The sequence below is a fragment of the Bacillus sp. AFS053548 genome (assembly GCF_002575105.1).
Classification (GTDB): Bacteria; Bacillota; Bacilli; order Bacillales; family Bacillaceae_G; genus Gottfriedia.
In genome coordinates, this window is sequence record NZ_NUHI01000008.1 from 72,775 (window position 1) to 95,820 (window position 23,046).

General features: G+C 32.0%; 18 protein-coding genes and 1 other annotated feature. Of the genes, 17 read left to right on the forward strand and 1 reads right to left on the reverse strand.

The window, feature by feature from the left end; genetic code table 11:
- Positions 1-77: 77 nt before the first annotated feature.
- From hemA to ysxE, 8 genes are all read left to right on the forward strand, one after another.
- Positions 78-1,430 (forward strand): glutamyl-tRNA reductase, encoded by a 1,353-nt coding sequence (gene hemA, locus CN946_RS05270; RefSeq protein WP_098860197.1) that lies wholly within the window; start codon positions 78-80, stop codon positions 1,428-1,430.
- Positions 1,431-1,440: 10 nt separating this feature from the next.
- Complete coding sequence (ccsA, locus tag CN946_RS05275; protein ID WP_098231856.1) at positions 1,441-2,274, forward strand: cytochrome c biogenesis protein CcsA; 834 nt, start codon at positions 1,441-1,443, stop codon at positions 2,272-2,274.
- A 12-nt stretch (positions 2,275-2,286) separates the two neighbouring features.
- Positions 2,287-3,219, forward strand: coding sequence for a hydroxymethylbilane synthase (hemC, locus tag CN946_RS05280; RefSeq protein WP_097978415.1), 933 nt, complete (start codon positions 2,287-2,289; stop codon positions 3,217-3,219).
- Complete coding sequence (locus CN946_RS05285) at positions 3,212-3,976, forward strand: uroporphyrinogen-III synthase (protein WP_098860198.1); 765 nt, start codon at positions 3,212-3,214, stop codon at positions 3,974-3,976. Before hemC ends, CN946_RS05285 begins: the two co-directional genes overlap by 8 nt.
- 31 nt (positions 3,977-4,007) lie before the next feature.
- Complete coding sequence (gene hemB, locus CN946_RS05290) at positions 4,008-4,994, forward strand: porphobilinogen synthase (protein ID WP_097978417.1); 987 nt, start codon at positions 4,008-4,010, stop codon at positions 4,992-4,994.
- A 6-nt stretch (positions 4,995-5,000) separates the two neighbouring features.
- Entirely contained in the window at positions 5,001-6,287 is a 1,287-nt protein-coding gene (gene hemL / locus CN946_RS05295; RefSeq protein ID WP_098860199.1) for a glutamate-1-semialdehyde 2,1-aminomutase, read from the forward strand.
- A 733-nt stretch (positions 6,288-7,020) separates the two neighbouring features.
- On the forward strand, positions 7,021-8,820 hold the full coding sequence (spoVID, locus tag CN946_RS05300; protein WP_098860200.1) for a stage VI sporulation protein D: 1,800 nt from the start codon (positions 7,021-7,023) through the stop codon (positions 8,818-8,820).
- A gap of 86 nt (positions 8,821-8,906) precedes the next feature.
- Positions 8,907-9,938: a spore coat protein YsxE gene (gene ysxE, locus CN946_RS05305; RefSeq protein ID WP_176547215.1), complete on the forward strand. Its 1,032-nt coding sequence runs from the start codon at positions 8,907-8,909 to the stop codon at positions 9,936-9,938.
- A gap of 95 nt (positions 9,939-10,033) precedes the next feature.
- Here the strand turns inward: ysxE and CN946_RS05310 are convergent, their stop codons facing one another.
- Positions 10,034-10,798 carry a sporulation protein gene (locus CN946_RS05310; protein WP_098860202.1) on the reverse strand — a complete coding sequence of 255 codons (765 nt, stop codon included), beginning with the start codon at positions 10,796-10,798 and terminating at the stop codon, positions 10,034-10,036.
- A gap of 227 nt (positions 10,799-11,025) precedes the next feature.
- Positions 11,026-11,261 (forward strand) — a binding site (T-box leader).
- A gap of 55 nt (positions 11,262-11,316) precedes the next feature.
- Here CN946_RS05310 and CN946_RS05315 point away from each other — a divergent pair.
- The 9 genes from CN946_RS05315 (at position 11,317) to mreD (ending at position 23,043) form a co-directional block, all read left to right on the forward strand.
- The gene (locus CN946_RS05315; protein ID WP_098860203.1) at positions 11,317-13,959 is read left to right on the forward strand and encodes a valine--tRNA ligase; all 2,643 of its coding nucleotides are present in this window, start codon (positions 11,317-11,319) and stop codon (positions 13,957-13,959) included.
- Between the two features lie 97 nt (positions 13,960-14,056).
- Positions 14,057-15,358: a bifunctional folylpolyglutamate synthase/dihydrofolate synthase gene (locus CN946_RS05320; RefSeq protein ID WP_098860204.1), complete on the forward strand. Its 1,302-nt coding sequence runs from the start codon at positions 14,057-14,059 to the stop codon at positions 15,356-15,358.
- A gap of 24 nt (positions 15,359-15,382) precedes the next feature.
- Entirely contained in the window at positions 15,383-17,098 is a 1,716-nt protein-coding gene (locus tag CN946_RS05325; RefSeq protein WP_098860205.1) for a sensor domain-containing diguanylate cyclase, read from the forward strand.
- 171 nt (positions 17,099-17,269) lie between these two features.
- Positions 17,270-18,238, forward strand: a complete 969-nt coding sequence (locus CN946_RS05330; RefSeq protein WP_098860206.1) for a hypothetical protein — start codon at positions 17,270-17,272, stop codon at positions 18,236-18,238.
- Positions 18,239-19,046: 808 nt separating this feature from the next.
- Entirely contained in the window at positions 19,047-19,607 is a 561-nt protein-coding gene (locus tag CN946_RS05335; protein WP_098860207.1) for a Maf family protein, read from the forward strand.
- Positions 19,608-19,628: 21 nt separating this feature from the next.
- Positions 19,629-20,315 carry a RadC family protein gene (gene radC, locus CN946_RS05340; protein WP_098426877.1) on the forward strand — a complete coding sequence of 229 codons (687 nt, stop codon included), beginning with the start codon at positions 19,629-19,631 and terminating at the stop codon, positions 20,313-20,315.
- Between the two features lie 135 nt (positions 20,316-20,450).
- Positions 20,451-21,491: a rod shape-determining protein gene (locus CN946_RS05345; protein WP_098232706.1), complete on the forward strand. Its 1,041-nt coding sequence runs from the start codon at positions 20,451-20,453 to the stop codon at positions 21,489-21,491.
- A gap of 171 nt (positions 21,492-21,662) precedes the next feature.
- Entirely contained in the window at positions 21,663-22,517 is an 855-nt protein-coding gene (gene mreC, locus CN946_RS05350) for a rod shape-determining protein MreC (RefSeq protein WP_098426876.1), read from the forward strand.
- A 7-nt stretch (positions 22,518-22,524) separates the two neighbouring features.
- The gene (gene mreD / locus CN946_RS05355; protein WP_098426875.1) at positions 22,525-23,043 is read left to right on the forward strand and encodes a rod shape-determining protein MreD; all 519 of its coding nucleotides are present in this window, start codon (positions 22,525-22,527) and stop codon (positions 23,041-23,043) included.
- Positions 23,044-23,046: the final 3 nt, after the last annotated feature.

The following is a 23,046-nucleotide window of genomic DNA, read 5'->3' on the forward strand; positions in this document are numbered from 1 at the left end:
TAGATATGATATTTTGCTAAGCAAAGATAGATATAAAACACAAGTTTGTACAAAGTTTTTTAGGGGGGCTTTAGGGCATGCACATCATTACAATAGGGATTAATTATAAAACTGCCCCAGTTGAAGTGCGAGAAAGGGTAGCGTTTGCTCCAAATGAACTACAGGACGCAATGAACTCATTAAAAAAAGAAAAAAGCATTTTGGAAAACATTATTGTTTCTACTTGTAATCGTACGGAGATTTATGCAGTTGTCGATCAAGTTCATACTGGTCAATATTATATGAAACGCTTTTTATTACAACGTTTTGACTTAAAAGACGAGGAATTATCACCATATTTAATCATTAAAACTGGAAATGATGCAATTAATCATTTATTCACTGTAGCAAGTGGTTTAGATTCAATGGTAATTGGTGAGACTCAGATTCTTGGACAAGTAAAAGATAGTTATTTACTTGCTCAAGAGAATCAGGTAATTGGTACGATTTTTAATCAATTATTTAAGCAAGCAATTACATTTGCAAAAAAAGTTCACTCAGAAACTGGAATCGGTGAAAATGCTGTATCTGTAAGTTATGCTGCTGTAGAGTTATCAAAAAAGATTTTTAGCAATTTAAAAGGCTGCAATGTACTGATTGTTGGAGCAGGAAAAATGAGTAATTTAGCTTTACAAAACTTGTATTCTCAAGGTGTAGGAAAAGTTACGGTTATTAACAGAACTGTTGAAAATGCTGTTAGACTTGCAGACCAATTTAATGGAATCGGAAAAGGGTTAGAATCACTTGAAAATGCTTTAAAAGAAGCAGATATCGTTATTAGTTCAACTGGATCAAAAGAATACGTGATTACGGAAAAAATGATTCGTCGAATTGAAAAATCAAGAAAAGGTAACCCACTATTCTTAGTTGATATCGCTGTTCCAAGAGATATTGAACCATCAATTCATCATATTGATAGTGCATTCTTGTATGATATTGATGATCTTCAAGGAATTGTTGCAGAGAATTTAGCAGAACGTGAACGTGAGGCAGTAAAAATTAAGAAGGCAATATCTGAAGAAATTGATATTTTTCAATCTTGGTTATCAATGCTAGGTGTTGTTCCTGTAATCTCTGCATTACGTGAAAAGGCGTTAGATATTCAAGCAGATACAATGAGTAGTCTAGAAAGAAAACTTCCTCATTTATCTGAAAGAGATTTAAAAATTATCCAAAAGCACACAAAAAGTATCGTAAATCAACTTTTACGAGATCCAATTATGAAAGCAAAAGAAATGGGTACATCTAAACACTCAGAAGCACAAATTGCCCTTTTTAAAGAAATATTTAGTCTAGATGAAATTTTACAAGAATCTAAAGATGAAAAACACATGCAAACTAATCAAGAAAAAGAGACTATTTCTTTAAAACAAAACTTAGGTTTTTTATGAGGTTTAGCTAGTGGCGCTTTTGGAAAGTAGTTTTATCTATCACTTATTAATCTTATTGTTTGCATGGAGTATCGTTTTTTCTTTTATAGATTTTATAGATACAAATAGGATGGCAAGTCGGGTAGCATTTTATTTGCTAGCAATTGTTTGGGTGTTTTCTTCTGTTTTAATGATTTACACCATTAGCCAATACAGTTTATATTCCTTTTTTACTTCCAGGGAAGGACTATATATTTATGTATGGATTATAATATCACTATCATTGTTTATTAATTGGGTAGTAAAACTAGAGTACTTAGTTTTCTTTACAAATGTTGTTTCATTTTTAGTATTTTCATTATCAATTTTAATTCCGAAGGCGGGTAAAACAGCTACATTAGTCGATCAGTTAAAATCGGAGTTATTATATATCCATATTGGACTTGCTTTCTTAGCATACGGTGCATTTACCCTGTCCTTTATTTTTTCGGTTATGTACATTTTTCAATATGTTTTATTAAAAAAGAAGAAATGGTCTACACATTTAAAGAAATTGGGGAGTTTAGGTAAGTTGGAAAAAATGTTTATTACATTTAACTTATTTGGAGTTCCACTAATGCTAACTTCCCTTATTTTAGGTGTTATTTGGGCAAGTATTAGATTACACACATTTGTTTGGTATGATATGAAAGTAATTGGCTCATTTTTCGTTTTAATCATGTATAGTACATTTATGTATTTAAAGGTAAGCAACCGTTTCTATGGCAAATCTCTTTGCATATTTAACATCTGTTGCTTCTTAGTTTTGTTCGGAAATTATGTTGTTTCAAATCTATATTCAAAGTTTCATTTATGGAGTACGTAAGGAGATGTAACAATGCGTAAAATTATAGTTGGTACAAGAAGAAGTAAACTAGCATTAACACAAACGAAATGGTTTGTAGAGAAATTAAAAGAAGTAGCTCCAGATTATGAATTTGAGTTAAAGGAAATCGTTACAAAAGGTGATGTAATACTTGATGTAACCCTTTCAAAGGTTGGAGGAAAAGGTTTATTCGTTAAAGAAATTGAACATGCAATGTTAACGAGTGAAATTGATTTAGCTGTACATAGTATGAAGGATATGCCAGCTATTTTACCTGAAGGTTTAATGATTGGATGTACTCCAAAACGAGTTGATCCTAGAGATGCACTACTTTCAAATAGTGGAAAAGGTTTAATGGAACTTGAAGAAGGTTCAATTGTCGGTACAAGTAGTTTAAGAAGAAGTGCTCAAATTAAAGCAGTTCGTCCTGATCTACAAATCAAATGGATTCGTGGAAATATCGATACACGTATTCAAAAGCTTAAGGATAATGAATACGATGCGATTATTCTTGCAGCAGCTGGTTTAACAAGAATGGGTTGGGCTGAAGAAAGTATAACTGAATACATTGACGAAACAATCTGTGTACCAGCAGTGGGTCAAGGTTCACTTGCTATCGAATGTCGTGAAAATGATACTGAAATCCGTGAATTACTAAATAGACTGAATGATGAATTAACATATACAACTGTAGAAGCAGAACGTGTATTTCTTCATAAAATGGAAGGTGGTTGCCAAGTTCCTATTGCTGGATTTGCAACAATCGATGACAAAGATGAAATCTCGTTAACTGCATTAGTAGCTAAACCAGATGGAACAATCATCTTAAAAGAAACTGTTAAAGGTACTGATCCAACTGAAATTGGTGAAAAAGCTGCAAATCTATTAATTGAACGTGGAGCAAAGGATATTATTGATTCTGTAAAAGAGGCTGCGGATGAATAATTCCTTAAATGGAATGAAAATATTAGTGACAAGGGCAGAGCAACAAGCTGATGAATTCAATCAATTAATTCATCAGTTTGGTGGATGTCCTATTAATCTTCCACTTCAAAAAATAGTTAAAAGTGATATTTCAATTAATGAATTGGGAAAATTAGTTCTTGATTCAGAATGGATTTTATTCACAAGTGTTAATTCAGTAAATTACTTTGTGCAAAGTATTACAAAGGATCTTAAACAAAAAATTCTTCAAAAAAAAATTGGTGCTGTCGGAGAAAAAACAAAGAACCGATTAATTGAAGAAGGATTTGAAGTAGCTTTCCTTCCAAGTCAATTTACTGGTAAAACATTTGCTTCTGAGTTAAGTTACATAGTAGAAAAAGGAACAAAATTTTTATTTTTACGTGGCTCTTTAGCGAGTGATAACGTACCAAAAATACTAGGAGAAAATGGTCATATAGTTAACTTATTAACTGTTTATGAGACCATTGCAAATCTAGGTATTAAAGATGAACTGTTAAATTTATTAATAAATAATAAGCTAGATGTGATTTCATTTTTGAATCCATTTAGTGTAGAACAGTTTTGTTATTTGATTGGAAATGCAATTAGTTTGGAAGATTTAAAAAACATTCAAATTGCTTGTATTGGTGAAGTTACCGCACAAAAAGCTAGAGAAAAAGGTTTGAATAATATTATTGTTCCTAGTAAATTTACAACAGAGGCTTTAATTAAAAAAATAGTAGATGATGTGGATTAATCAGATCGTCTTTAAAAAGAAGGAGAAAAAAATGACTTATTCTATTCCGTTTGATCGTCACCGTCGTTTAAGAAGTACACAAGCATTACGCTCTATGGTTAGAGAGACTCATTTACATAAAGAAGATTTTATTTATCCTCTTTTTGTTGTTGAAGGACAAGGAGTAAAAAATCCTATTAGTTCAATGCCAGGTGTATTTCAATTTTCGTTAGATGAATTAAAAAAAGAAATGGATGAAATTGTATCATTAGGTATAAAATCTGTCATATTCTTTGGTATTCCTGATGTAAAAGACGCAGTTGGTTCTGAAGCGTACTGTGCAACTGGAATCGTTCAACGTGCGATTTCACAAACGAAAGAACAATATCCTGAAATGATTGTTATTGCAGATACATGTTTATGTGAGTATACGGATCATGGACATTGTGGAGTTTTAGAAGATGGGTATGTTAATAACGATGAATCGTTAATACTATTAGCAAAAACAGCAGTAAGCCAAGCACAGGCTGGCGCAGATATTATTGCTCCTTCAAATATGATGGATGGATTCGTAGCAACAATTCGTCATGCGTTAGATGAAGCTGGATTTGATAATATTCCAATTATGTCATACGCAGTAAAATATGCTTCAGCATTTTATGGACCATTCCGTGAGGCAGCTCAAAGTGCTCCAGGACAAGGTGATCGTAAGGCATATCAAATGGACCCTGCAAATCGTTTAGAAGCATTCCGTGAAGCAGAATCAGATACAGTTGAAGGTGCAGATTTCTTAATCATTAAACCAGCTCTTTCATATTTAGATATCATTCGTGATATCAGAAATAACTATCACCAACCAATTGTTGCTTATAATGTTAGTGGAGAATATGCAATGGTTAAAGCTGCTGCATTGAATGGTTGGATTGAAGAAGAAAAGGTTGTAATGGAAAAATTAATTAGTATGAAACGTGCTGGTGCAGATATGATTATGACTTATCATGCTAAAGATGCTTGCAGATGGTTATCAGAAGGGAAGTAATAATAAATGAGATCATATAACAAGTCAATTGAAGCTTTTGAAGAGGCAAAACAAGTACTTCCTGGTGGAGTGAATAGTCCGGTACGTGCTTTTAAAAGTGTTAATATGTCACCAATTTTTATGAGTCATGGAAAAGGTTCTAAAATATATGATATTGACGGAAATGAGTATATTGATTATGTACTATCATGGGGGCCTCTAATTTTAGGTCACTCAAATGAGCGTGTAGTTGAAGGCTTAAAGCGAACAGCAGAAACTGGAACTAGCTTTGGGGCACCAACACTAAAAGAAACAGAATTAGCTAAACTTGTTATCGAAAGAGTGCCTTCGATTGAAGTTGTTCGAATGGTTAACTCAGGAACAGAAGCGACAATGAGTGCTTTACGTCTTGCTCGCGGATTTACTGGTCGAAACAAAATCTTAAAATTTGAAGGATGCTACCACGGACATGGTGATTCTTTATTAATTAAAGCAGGTTCTGGTGTAGCTACACTTGGATTACCAGATAGCCCTGGTGTACCTGAAGGTGTTGCATCAAATACAATCACTGTTCCTTATAATGATTTAGAAAGTATAAGATATGCTTTTGAACAATATGGAGATGACCTAGCAGCGGTTATTGTTGAGCCGGTTGCAGGTAATATGGGTGTTGTTCCACCAGTTGAAGGTTTCTTAGAAGGCTTAAGAGAAATTACGACTCAATATAGTACATTATTGATTTTTGATGAAGTTATGACTGGCTTCCGTGTAGGATATAATTGTGCTCAAGGTCATTTTGGTGTAACACCTGATATCACTTGCTTAGGAAAAGTTATCGGTGGAGGTTTACCAGTAGGTGCATATGGTGGTAAAGCTGAAATCATGAATCAAATTGCTCCAAGTGGCCCAATTTATCAAGCTGGAACTCTTTCAGGAAATCCTTTAGCGATGACGGCTGGTTACGAAACATTAAGTCAGCTATCTAAAGAAGATTATGTAGAATTTAACCGTAAAGCTGATTTACTAGAAGCTGGTTATAAAGCTGCAGCTGAAAAATACAATATTCCACATTGTATTAATCGTGCAGGTTCAATGGTCGGATTCTTCTTTACAAACGAAAAAGTTGAAAATTACGAAGCAGCAAAAACTTCTAATCTAGAAATGTTTGCGAAATACTATCAACTAATGGCTGAACAAGGTGTTTTCTTACCACCATCACAATTTGAGGGTCTATTCCTATCAACTTCACATACAGACGAAGATATTCAAAAAACGATTGCAGCTGCTGAATACGCATTTTCGCAATTAGCTTAATTTTAAGGTGGTGTCCTATTTTTAGGGCACCATTTTTTGTTTAGAAAAAGAGTTGGTAAAGCTTCAGTAGATCGATTGTAGAGAAAAATAGAGAAGTTCAAGCTGCAAATACAGTTAGAGGAGAATTGCAAATAAGATGCCAATCTATGCAAAAATAGATAAGGAGAAACTACAAAAAAAGTAAACTGCAAATAAAATCAGGAAATCGCAATTAAAAATGGCATAATCGCAAATAAAAACAGAGAATCGCAAATATTATTAGCAAAGCTGCAATTAAAATCCCAAGAATCGCAATTAACATTTAAAATTACCCATACCAGTTAAGGTATAGTGACCAAAAAAACTATACAAAAGTAGATATTTTCGAATAGAAACCTATAGATATTGTTAAATATTGTACTAAACAATTCAATATCGAAGAAAAAACTAATATATATGATCGAGCGAATGAAAAAGACCCTCAAGTTCTCCAACTACTAATTAGTAAATAATTTCAACGACATAGTTGCCCATTTTTTTCTTCAGTTTTTTCTGATACTATTCGTCCAATACTTCCTAAATGCCACTTTTGATTTATCTTTTTTCTATTCCCTTATCACTGTTTTTCTTTAATCCTGCGATTATTAAACCTTTCTTAATATAAAAAAACAATCTTTTCTTCATAAATTTTTCGTTTCTTTCATAAAAATGTAATGTTATAGACCAAATTAGGCGATGAGAGGAGGACATTAAGGTGTCTTCAGAAAATCAAACAAATATTCGCTTTTCATTGAAAGAAACTGTCTGGTTCCAAAAAGGACAGGAAGTTAAAGAGGTAAGGTCACTCTCGTTAAATCCAGACATTACTATACAGCAATTTGAAGAATATGTTCAAGTGAAGGGTGTCTTAACCTTAGAAGGTAATTACACACCTGATTTATCGAATCAAGGTGATTATTACTCATTAAGAGAATTAGCACCTTCAAGAATGATTGAAAATGTAATCGTTCTTGAAGATGGAAGTTGTGAAATGAATCATCAGTTCCCTGTAGATATTTCAATACCATTAACTAGGATTACTGATCTTGAAAATCTTTTTGTTTCCGTAGAGACATTTGATTATCAATTAGCTGAAAAAGGTAGTATTCAAATTGCTGCTGATTTATGTATTTCTGGTCTACATGACCATAATAGAGCAGTAGAAACTTATCAAGAACAAAGAGGGTATGAGCAATATAATAGTTACCCATTCGAAAATGAATATCGCTCAAATAATGAAGGAAATGCAGGATATGAGTATCAAGAAGAAAGAGAACAAGAAGAACAATTCCAGTTCTTTCATCAACCAGCTTCGGAACAGGAAACAAGTGAACAAGATAATCTTTACGGCAGTGATTGGATTCAATCACTTGAAGAGAATGATGAGCAAGAAGAACAAGACACTTATCCTGGGCAACCTACTTACTTAGAGGTTTTTCAGCCTGAAGAAGTAGTGGAAGATCGAGTCGAAGCAGTTGAAAATGAAAATGAAGTGGAGCATTATTATGAGTTAGAAGAAAGCAACGAACAAAGTTACGAAGAGGAACAACAAGTAGAAGAAGATTCTAATGTTGAAATTATGGCCCAGTCAGAGCAATCAGAGCAGTTAGAAGAACAATCAGAGGCTCAAGAGGAAGAAGAATATGAAGAAGTATTTAGGGGCTTTAATATATCAGCTGAAGCAATGGAGCCGCAAGCAATGGAACCACAAGCAATGGAACCACAAGCAGTGGATACACCCCCGAGCTTCTTAATAAATAATGATGATGTAGAAGCTAGTCAAAGTGAAAATGATGCACAGGTATCTAACAATGAAAATAATACGTATAATGAGCGACCTAGTTTCTTGAATAATGATTTTAATGTACACAGTTATTTAAACAATTCATTAAATAGTAGACCTAGCTTCTTAGATAATGATTTTAGCACTTTGCAAAATGCTAATAATGAAAACAATGCACAAAAAGAAATAGAAAAATATGAAGAACTATATAATCGAACTTTAGAGCAAAACTATCAACCATATGTTAACCAACAATATCAACAAGCACCATTTGCATATAGTCAAAATCAGCAGCAGCAATTCTATCAAAATCCATTCCCTCAAGTAAATCAAGAAAATAATTTCGAGAATCCAAATGATGCACGTCAAACACCACCTTATTATGCGGATTATTATCAAGCTCAAGTGGAGCAGCAAGAAGCACCACCTGAATTACCAAAAGTAGAAATAAAAGCTGAACCAGTTGTAAACAAGGAAGTTAAAGAAGAAGTAAGCGAAGCAAGAAGCGTTAAAAGTGACAATCTACTTTCAAGTTTGTTTACTGGCGAAGGAAGAGAAGATTCTTATACTAAATTAAAATTATATTTAGCTCAAAATGGAGATACAATTGAATCTGTAGCTAAAAAATATAACCTACAAACTCAGCAGTTGAATCGTGTTAATAACTTGAATGATGAATTTTTATCGGAAGGGCAAATCATTTATATACCTGTAACTGCTATAAAACAATAACAATATGGTGAGAGCTTTGTATTAGTTAAGACACTTGTCTACTAATGCAAGGCTTTTACGCATTTAGAAAGTGAGAGTGACGCATCTTGTATAGAAAACCTAAAGATGAAATAAGCGTCATTTTAGCACAGTATCATATTGTACCAAATTATTTTGAAACTGTTGGTAAAGTAGTTAAGATCTATACGAATCAAGGTGTATTCGCACTAAAAGAGGCAAATGTGAATCGAGTTTATAGAAATAATTTGATTGATAATGTTCGTTCTTTACAAGATAAAGGCTTTCGGAATGTTGTACCAATTTATCATACCCAGAGCGGAGATTATATTGTTGAATTTAATACGAAGCATTACTATTTAATGCCGTGGATTGAAAGTGTTGATGAAAAGTCAGATGAGAACTTACATTTTCAACGAATGTTTACTTCACTAGGTAAGATGCACAACAGTACACAAAAAGAAAAAAAGGTAGATAAAGATCAATTACAAATCCATTATGATACGTTAACAAAAAGATGGAGTAAAGATAAAGATGTATTGGAAAATTTCATTGAGGCTGCGGAAGATAATTGGTATATGTCACCTTATGAACTAAGCTATTGTACGTATTTTCATAAAATATTAAGTGCACATCAATTTGCTAAGGGACAGTTAGATGAATGGTTTAAAAAAATGAAGGAAACTGAAAATACTAGAGTTGTCATGAACCATGGAAATTTATCTATTTCTCACTTTCTTGTAAATAAAAGAGGTGAAGGTGTCTTTATCAATCTAGAAAATGCACAAGAAACTACACCAATTCAAGATTTAACGAACTATTATAAGAATTCTTTTAAGACATATCCTATTCAGCAATCTGATCGTAATAATTGGCTTAAAATGTATGAAAAGAATTTTTCATTAAGAGAAGAGGAAAGAATGTTATTTTTAAGCTATATGGCATATCCAACGCAATTTTCTTCCAAAATTTCTAAATATTTAAAGCGATCCGGGGTTAATAATGAAAAAGACAATGTAAGAGATTTATTAAATGCATACTGGCATATGATTAATATTGAATATTTTGTCTCTAAAATACAAGAGGATATTGAAGCGGAGAAATCTATAGATGGTTTATAAGTTCAAACTGCATAATTAAGAAAGAAAAAACATCTATCCGAAAAATGTAACACTGCATTAATGTTAGCAACATGGATAGATGTTTTTTATGTTTATTATTTTACATGACGTTTAATTGCATTTACTACACTTTTTCGTACAAAATCCTTGTCCGTAATATGATCCTTTGAAAAAGAGATTCGAACATTATTTTCATCAGTTCCAAATAACTTAGAAAACTTACTAGTTGTTTCTTTTTGTTTTTGATTAAGTTGAAGGATTAAGTCGACTGTTTTGTCAAAGCTTAAATAGTTAACTTCAATCTCCTCTAATTTTCCACGAAATTCGCCATTCATTGGGTAAAATTCAAATTCTTGAATAATTTTTCCATATTTCTTTTTGTTTTCACTATCTCTTAATACAAATCCTTCTTCTTGAAGTGACTGGATTACCGTTTTTAAGCCAACTGAAGGAACTACTTGAACTCCATCAGCATCATATTGGTCAACAGCTTTTTCTATTTCTAAATGAGTTTTAATCCAAATATGGGATTTGTGAAGTGATACTGGTGTATTTTCAGATAAGGTGAAAAAGAAAGGAATAACAACTTCTTCATTAGCATTTATTATACGATCAACTGATACGATAAATTTTTGTAAAGTACCATTCTTATTAATAATCTTATCATTTGATTCAACTTGATATTCGGTCATTACATGTAAAAAGACGGAATCTAGTTCTTGTTTAACTCGACCACCTTTTATATATAATTCACCTTTTACTCGTTCACCAGCTTGATATTCTGTTTTTTCAAGCTTTGTATCGATTCTCGTTCCACCTATTCCGAGAACACGAGCTAATGTATTTTTAAATAAACCCATGAATATCCCCCTAAAAATTATATCTACATACTATATAATTATCGCATAATTAAATAAGTACTAGTATATCAGAATGTTAAATAATCATTACAATTATTTTTCGTATTTTTTTTATGTATTAAAAAATGTGGTACTATATTGACACTTATTGAATAATCTAGAAAGAAATTAGAAATAATGTTGACTAAGCTTAAGTAAATTTTGTAGACTATTACATATATTCATAATGAAATGCAATGATAGGGAAGAGTACAACGAACTAGTTCTTCAGAGAGGAAACCATTTGGTGGGAGGTTTCTAGAAAATAGAGTTGGAATGTCGCCCTTGAGCAGTGACTTCGAAAGCTTTTGGTGATTAGAAGTTAACGGATGATCCGTTATCTTTTTTAAGTGTGTCAGTTAAACACAAGTTTTTTCTGACAAAAAAAGGTGGTACCGCGAATTCAACTCCATTCGTCCTTTTCAAGGATGAGTGGAGTTTTTTTATTTTTCAATAATTATTTGAGGAGATGAATCCGAATGGAAATTACAAAAAAATCATTACCAACAAAATATGATCCGAATTTAGTTGAAAAAGATCGTTACCAATTTTGGTTAGATGGGAAATTCTTTGAAGCACAAGTGGAATCAGAAAAGCCGAAATATACAATCGTAATTCCTCCACCAAACGTAACTGGAAAATTACACTTAGGTCATGCTTGGGATACAACTTTACAAGATATCTTAACTCGTACTAAAAGAATGCAAGGTTATGATGTACTTTATTTACCTGGTATGGACCATGCTGGTATTGCTACACAGGCAAAGGTTGAAGCGAAATTACGAGAAGAAGGCTTATCAAGATATGATTTAGGACGTGAGAAATTCCTAGAAAAAGCTTGGGAGTGGAAAGAAGAATATGCTTCTCACATTCGTTCTCAATGGGAAAAAATCGGTTTAGGTTTAGATTACACTCGTGAACGATTCACATTAGATGAGGGTCTATCTGATGCAGTAAAAGAAGTATTCGTTAAGCTATACAACAAAGGATTAATCTATCGTGGTGAATATATCATCAACTGGGATCCAGCAACAAAAACAGCTTTATCAGATATCGAAGTTATTTATAAGGATGTTCAAGGTGCATTCTACCATATGCAATATCCTTTAACAGACGGAACTGGAAACATTCAAATTGCAACTACTCGTCCTGAAACAATGCTTGGGGATACTGCAATTGCAGTTCACCCAGAAGACGAAAGATATAAATCAATGGTTGGTAAAACAGTTACACTTCCTATCGTTAATCGTGAAATTCCAATTATTGCTGACGATTATGTTGATATGGAATTTGGTACTGGAGTTGTAAAAATTACTCCTGCCCATGACCCTAATGATTTTGAAGTTGGAAACCGTCATGACTTACCTCGCATTCTTGTAATGAATGAAGATGGTACGATGAATGAAAAAGCAGGAAAATACAATGGTATGGATCGCTTTGAATGCCGTAAACAAATCGTTAAAGATTTACAAGAAATGGGTGTTCTTGTTGAAATCGAAGAACATATGCATTCTGTAGGTCATAGTGAACGTAGCGGAGCGGTTGTTGAGCCATATTTATCAACTCAATGGTTTGTTAAAATGCAACCACTAGCTGATGCTGCAGTAGCATTACAAAATTCTGATGATAGCGTAAAATTTGTACCGGATCGTTTTGAAAAAACGTATCTACGTTGGATGGAAAATATCCGCGACTGGTGTATTTCACGCCAATTATGGTGGGGACATCGTATTCCAGCTTGGTATCATAAAGAAACTGGTGAGATTTATGTAAATCAAGAGCCACCAGCTGATATTGAAAATTGGAATCAAGATAACGATGTTTTAGATACTTGGTTCAGTTCAGCATTATGGCCATTCTCAACTTTAGGTTGGCCAAATGAAGAAAGTAAGGATTTCCAAGCTTACTTCCCAACGAATGTATTAGTAACGGGTTATGATATTATTTTCTTCTGGGTATCACGAATGATTTTCCAAGGAATCGAATTTACTGGTAAACGTCCATTTAACGATGTTTTAATTCATGGCTTAGTACGTGACGAGCAAGGACGTAAAATGAGTAAGTCACTTGGTAACGGTGTTGACCCAATGGATGTTATTGAGAAATATGGAGCAGATTCATTACGTTACTTCTTAACAACAGGAAGTTCACCAGGCCAAGATTTACGTTTCAGTATTGAGAAAGTTGAAGCTACTTGGAACTTTGTAAACAAAATTTGGAATGCATCACGTTTTGCTTTAATGAATATGGAAGGCTTCACATATGAAAATATTGATTTAACGAAAGAAAAGTCTGTTGCTGATGAATGGATTTTAACTCGTTTAAATGAAACGATTGAAAGTGTAACAGCTTTAATCGATCGTTATGAATTTGGTGAAGTTGGCCGTGTACTTTATAACTTCATTTGGGACGATGTTTGTGATTGGTATATTGAAATGGCAAAGATTCCTTTATACGGTGACAATGAAGATGCAAAAAATATGACTCGTTCAGTTCTTGCACACGTATTAGAAAGTACAATGAAGCTTTTACATCCATTTATGCCTTTCGTTACTGAAGAAATTTGGCAATCTCTACCACACCAAGGTGAGTCTATTACAGTTTCTGCTTGGCCAACAGTTAGAGAAGAATTAACAAATAAAGAAGCTTCTGAAACGATGAAAATATTAGTTGAGTTAATTCGTTCAGTTCGTAATATTCGTGCAGAAGTAAACACACCAATGAGCAAAAAAGTTCAACTAATGATCTCTGCAAAGGATGAAACGATTGCAGCTGCATTAGAAGAAAATCGTTCATATATTGAGCGCTTCTGTAATCCAGAAGAATTAACAATTTCTACTAACTTAACCGCACCAGAAAAATCTATGTCAGCAGTTATTAGTGGGGCTGAGCTTTATCTTCCTCTAGAAGGCTTAATTAATCTTGAAGAAGAGAAAAAACGTTTAGAGAAAGAATTAGAAAAATGGTCTAGTGAAGTTGAACGAGTTCAAAAGAAATTAAGCAACCAAGGATTTGTAGCGAAAGCTCCTGCAGCAGTTATTGAAGAAGAGCGTCGTAAAGAAAAAGATTATCTTGAAAAACAAGAATCTGTAAGAGCTCGAATTGCAGAACTAAGTAAATAAGTAGTTTAAGTAAGCGATCTGCAATAAAAGTTAATAAAATAAAAACGACGAATTGAGTTAATGATTCGTCGTTTTTTACTATAAAGGTAGGGTTAAGATGGTTAATACATATGAGGAAGCACTGAAATGGATGTATAACAGAACAAAATTTGGCATTGTACCTGGCCTACAAAGAATGGAAGAAATGCTAGTTAGATTAGGAAATCCTCAGCTAAGTGTCAAAGCAATTCATGTCGCAGGAACGAATGGAAAAGGCTCTACTATTACTTTTCTTCAAAGTATTTTATTAGATGCCAGGTATACTGTAGGAACTTTTACATCACCATATATATTAGATTATCGTGAACAAATTATGTTCTGCGGTGAAATGATCAGTGAACAAGAATTTATTCAACTAGTAAACTGTATGATTCCAGTTGTTGAAGAAGTTGAACAGTTACCTTGTGGTGCTCCAACTGAATTTGAAATCATCACAGCAATGGCTTTTTACTTTTTCGGTAAAATAAAAGAACATGATATATTTTTGGTAGAAGCTGGTTTAGGTGGGTTAGAGGATTGCACTAATGTAATGACACCTCTAATTAGTATTATTACGAGTATTGGCCATGATCATCAACAAATTCTTGGTGAAACAATAGAAGAAATCACTAAGCATAAGGCAGGGATTATTAAAAAAGGAATTCCAATTGTTACAGCAGAATTGAAAGAAAAAGCTTTAACAATTATTCAAAATGCTGCAATCAAAAATGAAGCTGATTATTTTGAATATGATAAGCATTTTTTTGCTTTTCCTTTGAAAGATTCACTTTATGAGAAATTTAATTACGAAGGCAATGACAGGGTAATTGAAAACATTGAGTTATCAATGCTTGGGCATCATCAAATTAGGAATGCTTCTTGCGCAATCTGTGTTGTTCATTTATTACAAAATAAATATGGAATGAATATAAGTGAAGATCATATCAAAAGAGGATTAAAAATAGCTCAAAAAGCAGGTAGATTAGAACTAATAGCTTCTAATCCTGTTATTTATATTGATGGCGCACATAATGTTGAAGGAATTAAAAGTTTAGTGGAGACGATGAATAACCGTTTTCTTGATAAGGAAATAAAGATTCTGTTCTCTGCCTTAAAAGATAAAAATGCCCGAGAGATGTTAAAAGAATTACGAGAAATAACAAATAATATTGTAATGACAACTTTTGATTTTCCTAGAGCGATGAATAAAGACGAATTAATTTCGAATGCTAATACACTTAATATAAAATTTGAAAGTGATTTATCTATTGCAATAGATAAGAATATAAAGGATATACAGGAAAACGAGATATTGTTAATAACCGGTTCTTTATATTTTATTTCAGTAGTGAGAAGATATTTGCTAAAAAAATTCGCTTAGAATTGTAAAGGAGGGCCCATAATCTTGATTAGTAAGCATAGTAATAGGTTGATTTGGGTCGCATGGATTATTCTAATGCCTATCATATTTTATTATGCTAATATGGTTAGCCCTCTTAGACATATAGACCGTTCAAATTTTTTGATTATAATCGCGTTATTTCTAATTGTAGCGAATATGCCGATTAAAATTAATGATGCTACATTTTCTTTTATTTTCGGAATCTCAATATTGGTTTTTTTATCTTATGGTTTAGTAGCAGAACTTTTAATAAGTCAATTAGCCTATTCGATTCTGTATATAAGATTAAGTATTACAAAAAATACTCTCTACCGAATGCCGCTTAATTCGTTAATGTTTTCATTATGTTCTATTGGAAGTGCGCTACTTTATTATTTAGTTGGGGGAAAGATTGAACCTATTGGAACTAAAGAAATATTGAATAGCTTAATTCCAATCCTCATTTACACACTTGCATCTTTTGGGATTAATCAAATCGTTATTTATTTTATTACGATTTATTTGTATAAAAGAGAAATGAAATTGATTAATAGGGAATTTAAGTGGGATTTGTTTATTTATCTATTAATGTATCCAATCGGAATAAGTCTTTATTTAATGTTAGAGACAAAAGGATATATTACGATAATTTACATAACTATTTACTATATTATTTTAATGATTATTTTAAACTCTTTATCCTCTGCTTTAAATATGAACAAATATTTAAAAAAAACGATGAAAATAAGTCAAAAATTGTCACAAAGAATGGAAGAAGAGAAAGTAATCGATGAGTTTTTTGAACAACTAACTACTTTAATTCCAGTTTCATATGGAAATTTATTTATAGTAGAAGATCAATCCCTTAAATTAAAAAGATATTTTCAAAATAAATGTGATGAAAAAATATTTAGTTGTCCTTACTTTGATACGCTGGAAGGTTCAATATCTAAAAAAGTTTTTTTTGAAAAAAGAAGATATTGTTTTAACAGACGATCACAATGGTACACCAATGATCATTTGAAATTTTTAGAAGCAGAAAGTTTATTATCTATCCCAATTATAAAAAATAAAGAAGTAGTTGGTGTACTCACTATTGCATCAGAACAAAAAAATGCTTTTAAAAAATACCAAGTAGTTCTAATCGAAATACTTGCTTTATACCTCGCAATTGCCGTTGAAAATGCAAGGTTTTACTTACAGACAAAAATCAAAAGTGAAACTGATTCTTTAACAGGTTTATATAATTTTGAATATCTCGAATCTAAAATTAAAGATGAATTTGAACGGTTGAAAACGTTCAAGATAAAGTCGATTTCATTACTTCTAATTGATTTAGATTATTTTAAAAGAGTGAATGACCAATACGGACATCAAGCAGGTAATGAAGTATTAATTGAAGTTACAAGACGGATTAAAATGGTAGTGAAACAAAGTGGTTTAGTTGCTCGCTTTGGTGGAGAAGAATTTTCAGTACTTCTTGTAGATCATAGTGAAAGAGAAACATATGATTTAGCAGAAGAAATTAGAAAATCGCTCGAAACTATTCCATTTTACATAACAAATCATATGACTAACGAAGATCAACAGATTAAATTAACAGTAACAGCAAGTATAGGTGCAGCAGTTGCACCATTTGTGGCGAGAGAACCGTCAGACTTAATTCGATGTGCAGACAGAGCTATGTATTCAAAAGCAAAAAATGCTGGAAGAAATAAAGTGGCAATGTATAGCAAATAACCACCGGTAATCCTACGGTGGTTATTTATTTATGTAGATAAAAAATGGGCAAGTTTTTGTAATTTTTTGTTGCACGATACCTGTTTGTCCTCGACAAATGTCGGCGTGTTTTTCTGGAATTATATGTTAGTATTTTTTTACGTTTTAAAATAAAGTAATAGGAGGATTCATATGGACAAGTCCTCAAAGATATCAATTAAAATTAATGGCGAGGAAAAAGCGTTTGAAGAAGGTGCCGTGACTTCCCAGGATCAGAAAGAGGAGAAGAACGGGGAATTTGGATGGGTTTTACCTACTCCTGATGGGTTAGGGAAAAAAGTAATCGTGTTAGATGATGTTAAAAAGAAGAAAAAGATTAAGCCAGAGCAAAAGGTGAAGGAGAAAAAGAAGATTACTTTTTTCACAAAGAAGTCACCTTCGAAAAGTATTATTATTTCTATTATAGGTGCAAGTTTAATAGGATTATGTTTTGGGTTTGTATTTTTAGGGATATTTAAACAATCAAAGCCAGAGGCACTTAACCCAACTAAAAATAGTGTATCGGTTTCTGGTACGGCAAGTAATCAAGTACAAATGAAGATTCCAGCAGTGAAGTTTGATCTCGCACAAGTTGGAATGTATAAAAGTATGGAATCAGCGAAGAAAAATGAAAAAGAAGTATCTACAAATGGCTTTACCCCTGTCATTTATGAAAAAAATAATAATTTTTTCGTCGTTATTGCTTTAAGTGGGAAAGATAGCACGTTTCTAGCAGATGAAGTTAAGAAAAAATTAAAAAGTACTTATTTAAAAGAAGAAACAATTGGTGGTCAAGTTTACAAAGGCCCAAAACAATCAGTAGATATGTATAAAGCTGAAGTGGAAACATTTAATTTTATGTTATCGTATTTAACAGATCAAAACTTTAATAATGAAAAACAGCTTGAACAAATAAGCTCAACGATGTTAATTTTGAGTAAGCAAAAAGATTATATTAAAAATAAGCAATTACTAAATGGACTTAAGCATTTACAAAACATCGAAAAAGTTATGTCCTCAAGTAATAAGCAAAATCTAAATAAAGTAACCCAATCTGTCCAATATGACATGTTATCCTTATTTAAAATATTAAAAGAACAAAAAAATACACTAACAAATTAAACTTTGTTAGTGTATTTCAGTTTGTTGAATTTTAAAACGATCAATAGGGAAAACGTACTTTAAGTGAACATTTATTATGGTTAAATAATCATTTTTTGATGATTTATTCTTTTATTCCAACAACACTAGTAATGTTTATTTTCAGAAGTTAAAAATATTATGCGCTAATTTTAAAAAAATAAATTCGATTTATTAGTTTATAAATTAATGTTAGTTATTAATTGACTACAAACGGTTTATTAAACAACTGTTATCTTAATCTAAGTAAAGGATATTTGATTAGGTTTTTATTGCAGACTTTTTTGATGAAATAGTTGATTAGAATGGAGGGGTGCTCGACTCCTATGGGATAAGCGGGAAGGCTAAAGAATCTCGCCCCATGGAAAGCGAGCATCCCGTAATGGAAATCAACATCACTCTACTCCTTTACGAAAATTTGAAAATAAATTTGATAAGATTATTTTTTAACAGCGAGAATGCACTGACAAATTATTTTTGTTAGTGTATTTTTTATTACAAAATGAATGAAAGAAATTAATATTTATCATTAAAAACTTCTTATTGTAATTTATATCTATTCAAATTTTAAGCAAATTTTATTATGAAAAGACTGGATTTAGACATAAAATATTTTAAAATGAAATTTTATTATTAGGGTATTTTAATACTTAACAAAACTTTCATTTTTATTACATTTTAATAACGAATAGACAACGAAAAGTGTTTTTTACTAATTTGTGTTATAGTGATTACTTGGGTAGGATAGTTATGTATCCTTCCTTTTTAAAAAAAATAATAGGTGAATGAAATGAAAAAACTTATATTAGCCTCTGGATCTCCTCGAAGAAAAGAACTTCTTAGCATGTTAAATATCCCTTTTATCATTGAAACTAGTGATGTTGAAGAAGTAATGGAGCAGAACTTGCAGTCTTCTGAGATTGTAATGAAATTGGCGGAAGAAAAAGCTATAGATGTATCTAATAAATTTCCAAATGCAGTAGTAATCGGTGCTGATACGATCGTTACTTATAATGATAAAAAACTAGGTAAGCCTACCTCAAAAGAAGATGCATTTGCAATGTTAAAAATGCTATCTGGAAAAACACACGAGGTTTTTACTGGAGTTTCAATTATTAATGAAGGTAAAAGTAGTAGCTTTTATCAGTGTACAAAAATTACCTTTTGTGAACTAAGTGATCAAGAAATAATTGATTATATCAATACTAAAGAACCGATGGATAAAGCTGGTTCTTACGGCATACAAGGATATGGCGGAACATTTGTAGAGAAAATAGACGGCGACTACTATTCAGTTGTTGGACTTCCGATCAATAAAGTTAAGAAAAAACTAAGAGAACTAAATTTTTAACTTTTGATTTGAGGTGATACTTTGTCAAATTCGCTTCTCATTAAAGATTTTCCGAAAGATGAAAGGCCAAGAGAGCGATTGTTAAAATTTGGTCCCAGTAGTTTATCTAACCAGGATTTACTTGCGATTTTATTAAGGACTGGGACAAAAAATGAATCGGTTTTAAAAGTTTCAAACGAACTTTTATTGAAATTTGATGGGCTAAGATTATTAATGAATGCGTCTGTTGAAGAAATATCAAATATTAAAGGGATCGGTGAAGCGAAAGCTGTACAGTTAATTGCTACCTTTGAGTTAGGAAAAAGGATTAACCGTCTTCAATATGACGAAAGATTTATGATTAAAAGTCCAGATGATTGTGCTGAATTTATGATGGATGAAATGCGATTTCTTGAACAAGAGCATTTTGTATGTTTATACTTAAATACGAAAAATCAAGTTATTGCCCGCGAAACTATTTTTAAAGGTAGTTTAAATGCTTCGATCGTCCATCCTCGTGAAGTTTTTAAAGAAGCTTTTCGTAGATCTGCAAGCTCGATTATTTGTTTACACAATCATCCAAGTGGGGATCCAACTCCAAGTCGAGAAGATATCGAAGTAACAAAACGATTAGTTGAATGTGGAAAAATAATTGGAATTGAATTACTAGACCATATCATAATTGGTGAACATAAGTATGTCAGTTTAAAAGAAAAAGGTTACGTTTAAGGGTGTTCATTAGTAGCTAATTGTTTTATAATGTAAGTTATGGATAAAAACCTTTTATTTACTAACGATAAGAGAATATAGTATAGATACTTTAAATATGAATTTAAGTTGTACGTTTTAGAAAGGAAGATACATATGTTTGGATTAGGTGGATTTACTCGTGATTTAGGAATAGACTTAGGTACTGCGAATACTTTAGTCTTTGTAAAAGGAAAAGGAATAGTAGTTAGAGAACCTTCTGTTGTGGCTTTAAAAACAGATACGAAACAAATTGTTGCTGTAGGGAGTTCAGCAAAACTTATGATTGGTCGTACTCCAGGAAACGTTGTTGCGACTAGACCAATGAAGGATGGAGTTATTGCTGACTTTGAAACAACAGCAACAATGATGAAGCACTATATTGATCAAGCTCAAAAGAGCAACGGATTTTTCTCACGTAAACCTTATGTAATGGTATGTGTGCCATCAGGTATTACTGCTGTTGAAAAAAGAGCTGTTATTGATGCAACAAGACAAGCTGGTGCACGTGATGCATTCTTAATTGAAGAACCTTTTGCTGCAGCAATTGGTGCTAATTTACCGGTTATGGAACCAACTGGAAGTATGGTTGTTGATATTGGTGGAGGAACAACTGAGGTTGCAATTATCTCATTAGGTGGAATCGTTACTAGCCAATCGATTCGTACTGCTGGTGATGATATGGACGAAGCGATTATCCAATATATTAAAAAGAACTATAACTTATCAATTGGTGAACGGACTGCCGAACAGTTAAAGCTTGAAATTGGTTCAGCTATTAAAACTGATTCAGATGAGCAAATGGATATTCGTGGTCGTGATTTAATTTCAGGTTTACCTAAAACAATTACAATCCATGGAGAAGAAATTGCAGTAGCTTTAAGTGACACAGTAGAAGCAATTGTTGAATCTGTTAAAAATACTTTAGAGAAAACGCCACCTGAATTAGCAGCGGATATTATTGATCGTGGAATCGTTCTTACTGGTGGTGGAGCACTTCTTCGTAATATTGATAAAGTAATTGCTCAAGAAACAAATATGCCTGTTATAGTTGCGGAAGACCCTCTTGACTGTGTTGCAATGGGTACAGGTAAAGCATTAGATAATATCGATATTTTCAAAAAGAATTATTCTTCTTCAAGCACTTCATATCGATAAAAGTTGATTGGTAATATAAAAATTTGGCTAGTTTTCTAAAAGGATGGACTACTAAATAAGTTCTTTAATAAGAAGATTAGTTAAAATTTGTAATCCTCACTACAATTAGTGAGGATTACATTCATGAAATCGTTAGAACAAAAAGTTGAATTGTTATAAGAGGGTGTAAGAATGCCACAATTTTTTCAAAATAAACGTTTAATGATTGTCTTAGCTGCTATTATCTTACTAGTGGCACTACTAGGTTATTCTTTAAGAAGTAATAGAAACCTTTCAATTCCTGAGCAGTTTATTAAAGATACAGTAAGTTTGACTGAAAAAGTATTTAATAAGCCCGCACAACTTATTGCGGGTTTATTTAATAATATGGCAGACTTAAAAGATACATATGATGAAAATCAAGTTTTGAAAAGTAAGCTCGATAAATATGTTGAATTATCTGTACGTGAGAAAGCATTAGAAAAAGAAAATAAAGAATTAAAAGACATGATTGGAATCAAAAAAAGCTTAAGTGATTATGATACATTTCAAGCTACAGTTACAATAAGAGATCCGGATAAATGGCAACAAATCATTTCCATTGATAAAGGATCGATAAGTGGAATTGAAAAAGAAATGGCAGTTATCACTTCTAAAGGCTTAATTGGTAAAGTTAAAAATGTTTCTAAATTTTCATCAACTGTACAATTATTAAGTTCTTCAGATCGTACAAATCGAATTTCTGCTAAAATTCAACAAAAAGATACGGTTTTTGGTTTGATAGAAGGTTATGATGTTGAGAAACAAGCTTTATTATTTAAACGAATTCCTTCAAATGCAAAAGTAAAAAAAGGACAAACAGTTGTGACTTCAGGACTTGGTGGTGTTTTTCCAGCTAATCTAGTGATAGGAAAAGTTGAGGAAGTTGTTCCTGATGAACATGGGCTAACACAAACAGCTTATATTAAACCGCAAGCAGATTTTAATGACATAAATCATGTACTAGCTGTTAAGCGTTCAATTGATCAGCCACAGAAAGGAGAGTAATTAGTAAATGAGTAAGTATGGTTTACCTCTCCTTTTAACATTTCTGTTTATTTTAGAAAATATTTATGTATCAACTGTATCGCCAAACATTCTTGGTCACAACGCGATAATTGTTCCGCATTTTTTATTTTTTGGTTTATTATTTATTACATTATATTACAATCCGAAGAAGGCACTTATTTATGGTGTTATCTTTGGATTCATTTATGATATTGTTTATACAGAAATTATAGGTATATATTTAGCTGCATTTCCGTTATTTATCTTTTTAATAAGTCAAGCAATTAAAATACTTTACGCGAATTTATTCGTTCGAAGTATTCTTGTTTTAATATGGACAGCAGCCTTAGAATATTTAGTATACGGATTAAATGCGTTATTCGGATTTACTAATATGAATAATACATACTTTTTGAATCATCGATTATTTCCGACATTATTACTGAATGCACTATTTATATTAATTTTTGCATATCCTTTCTCATCATTATTAAGAACGATTAGTGAAAATAATGAGGAAAAATAAAGG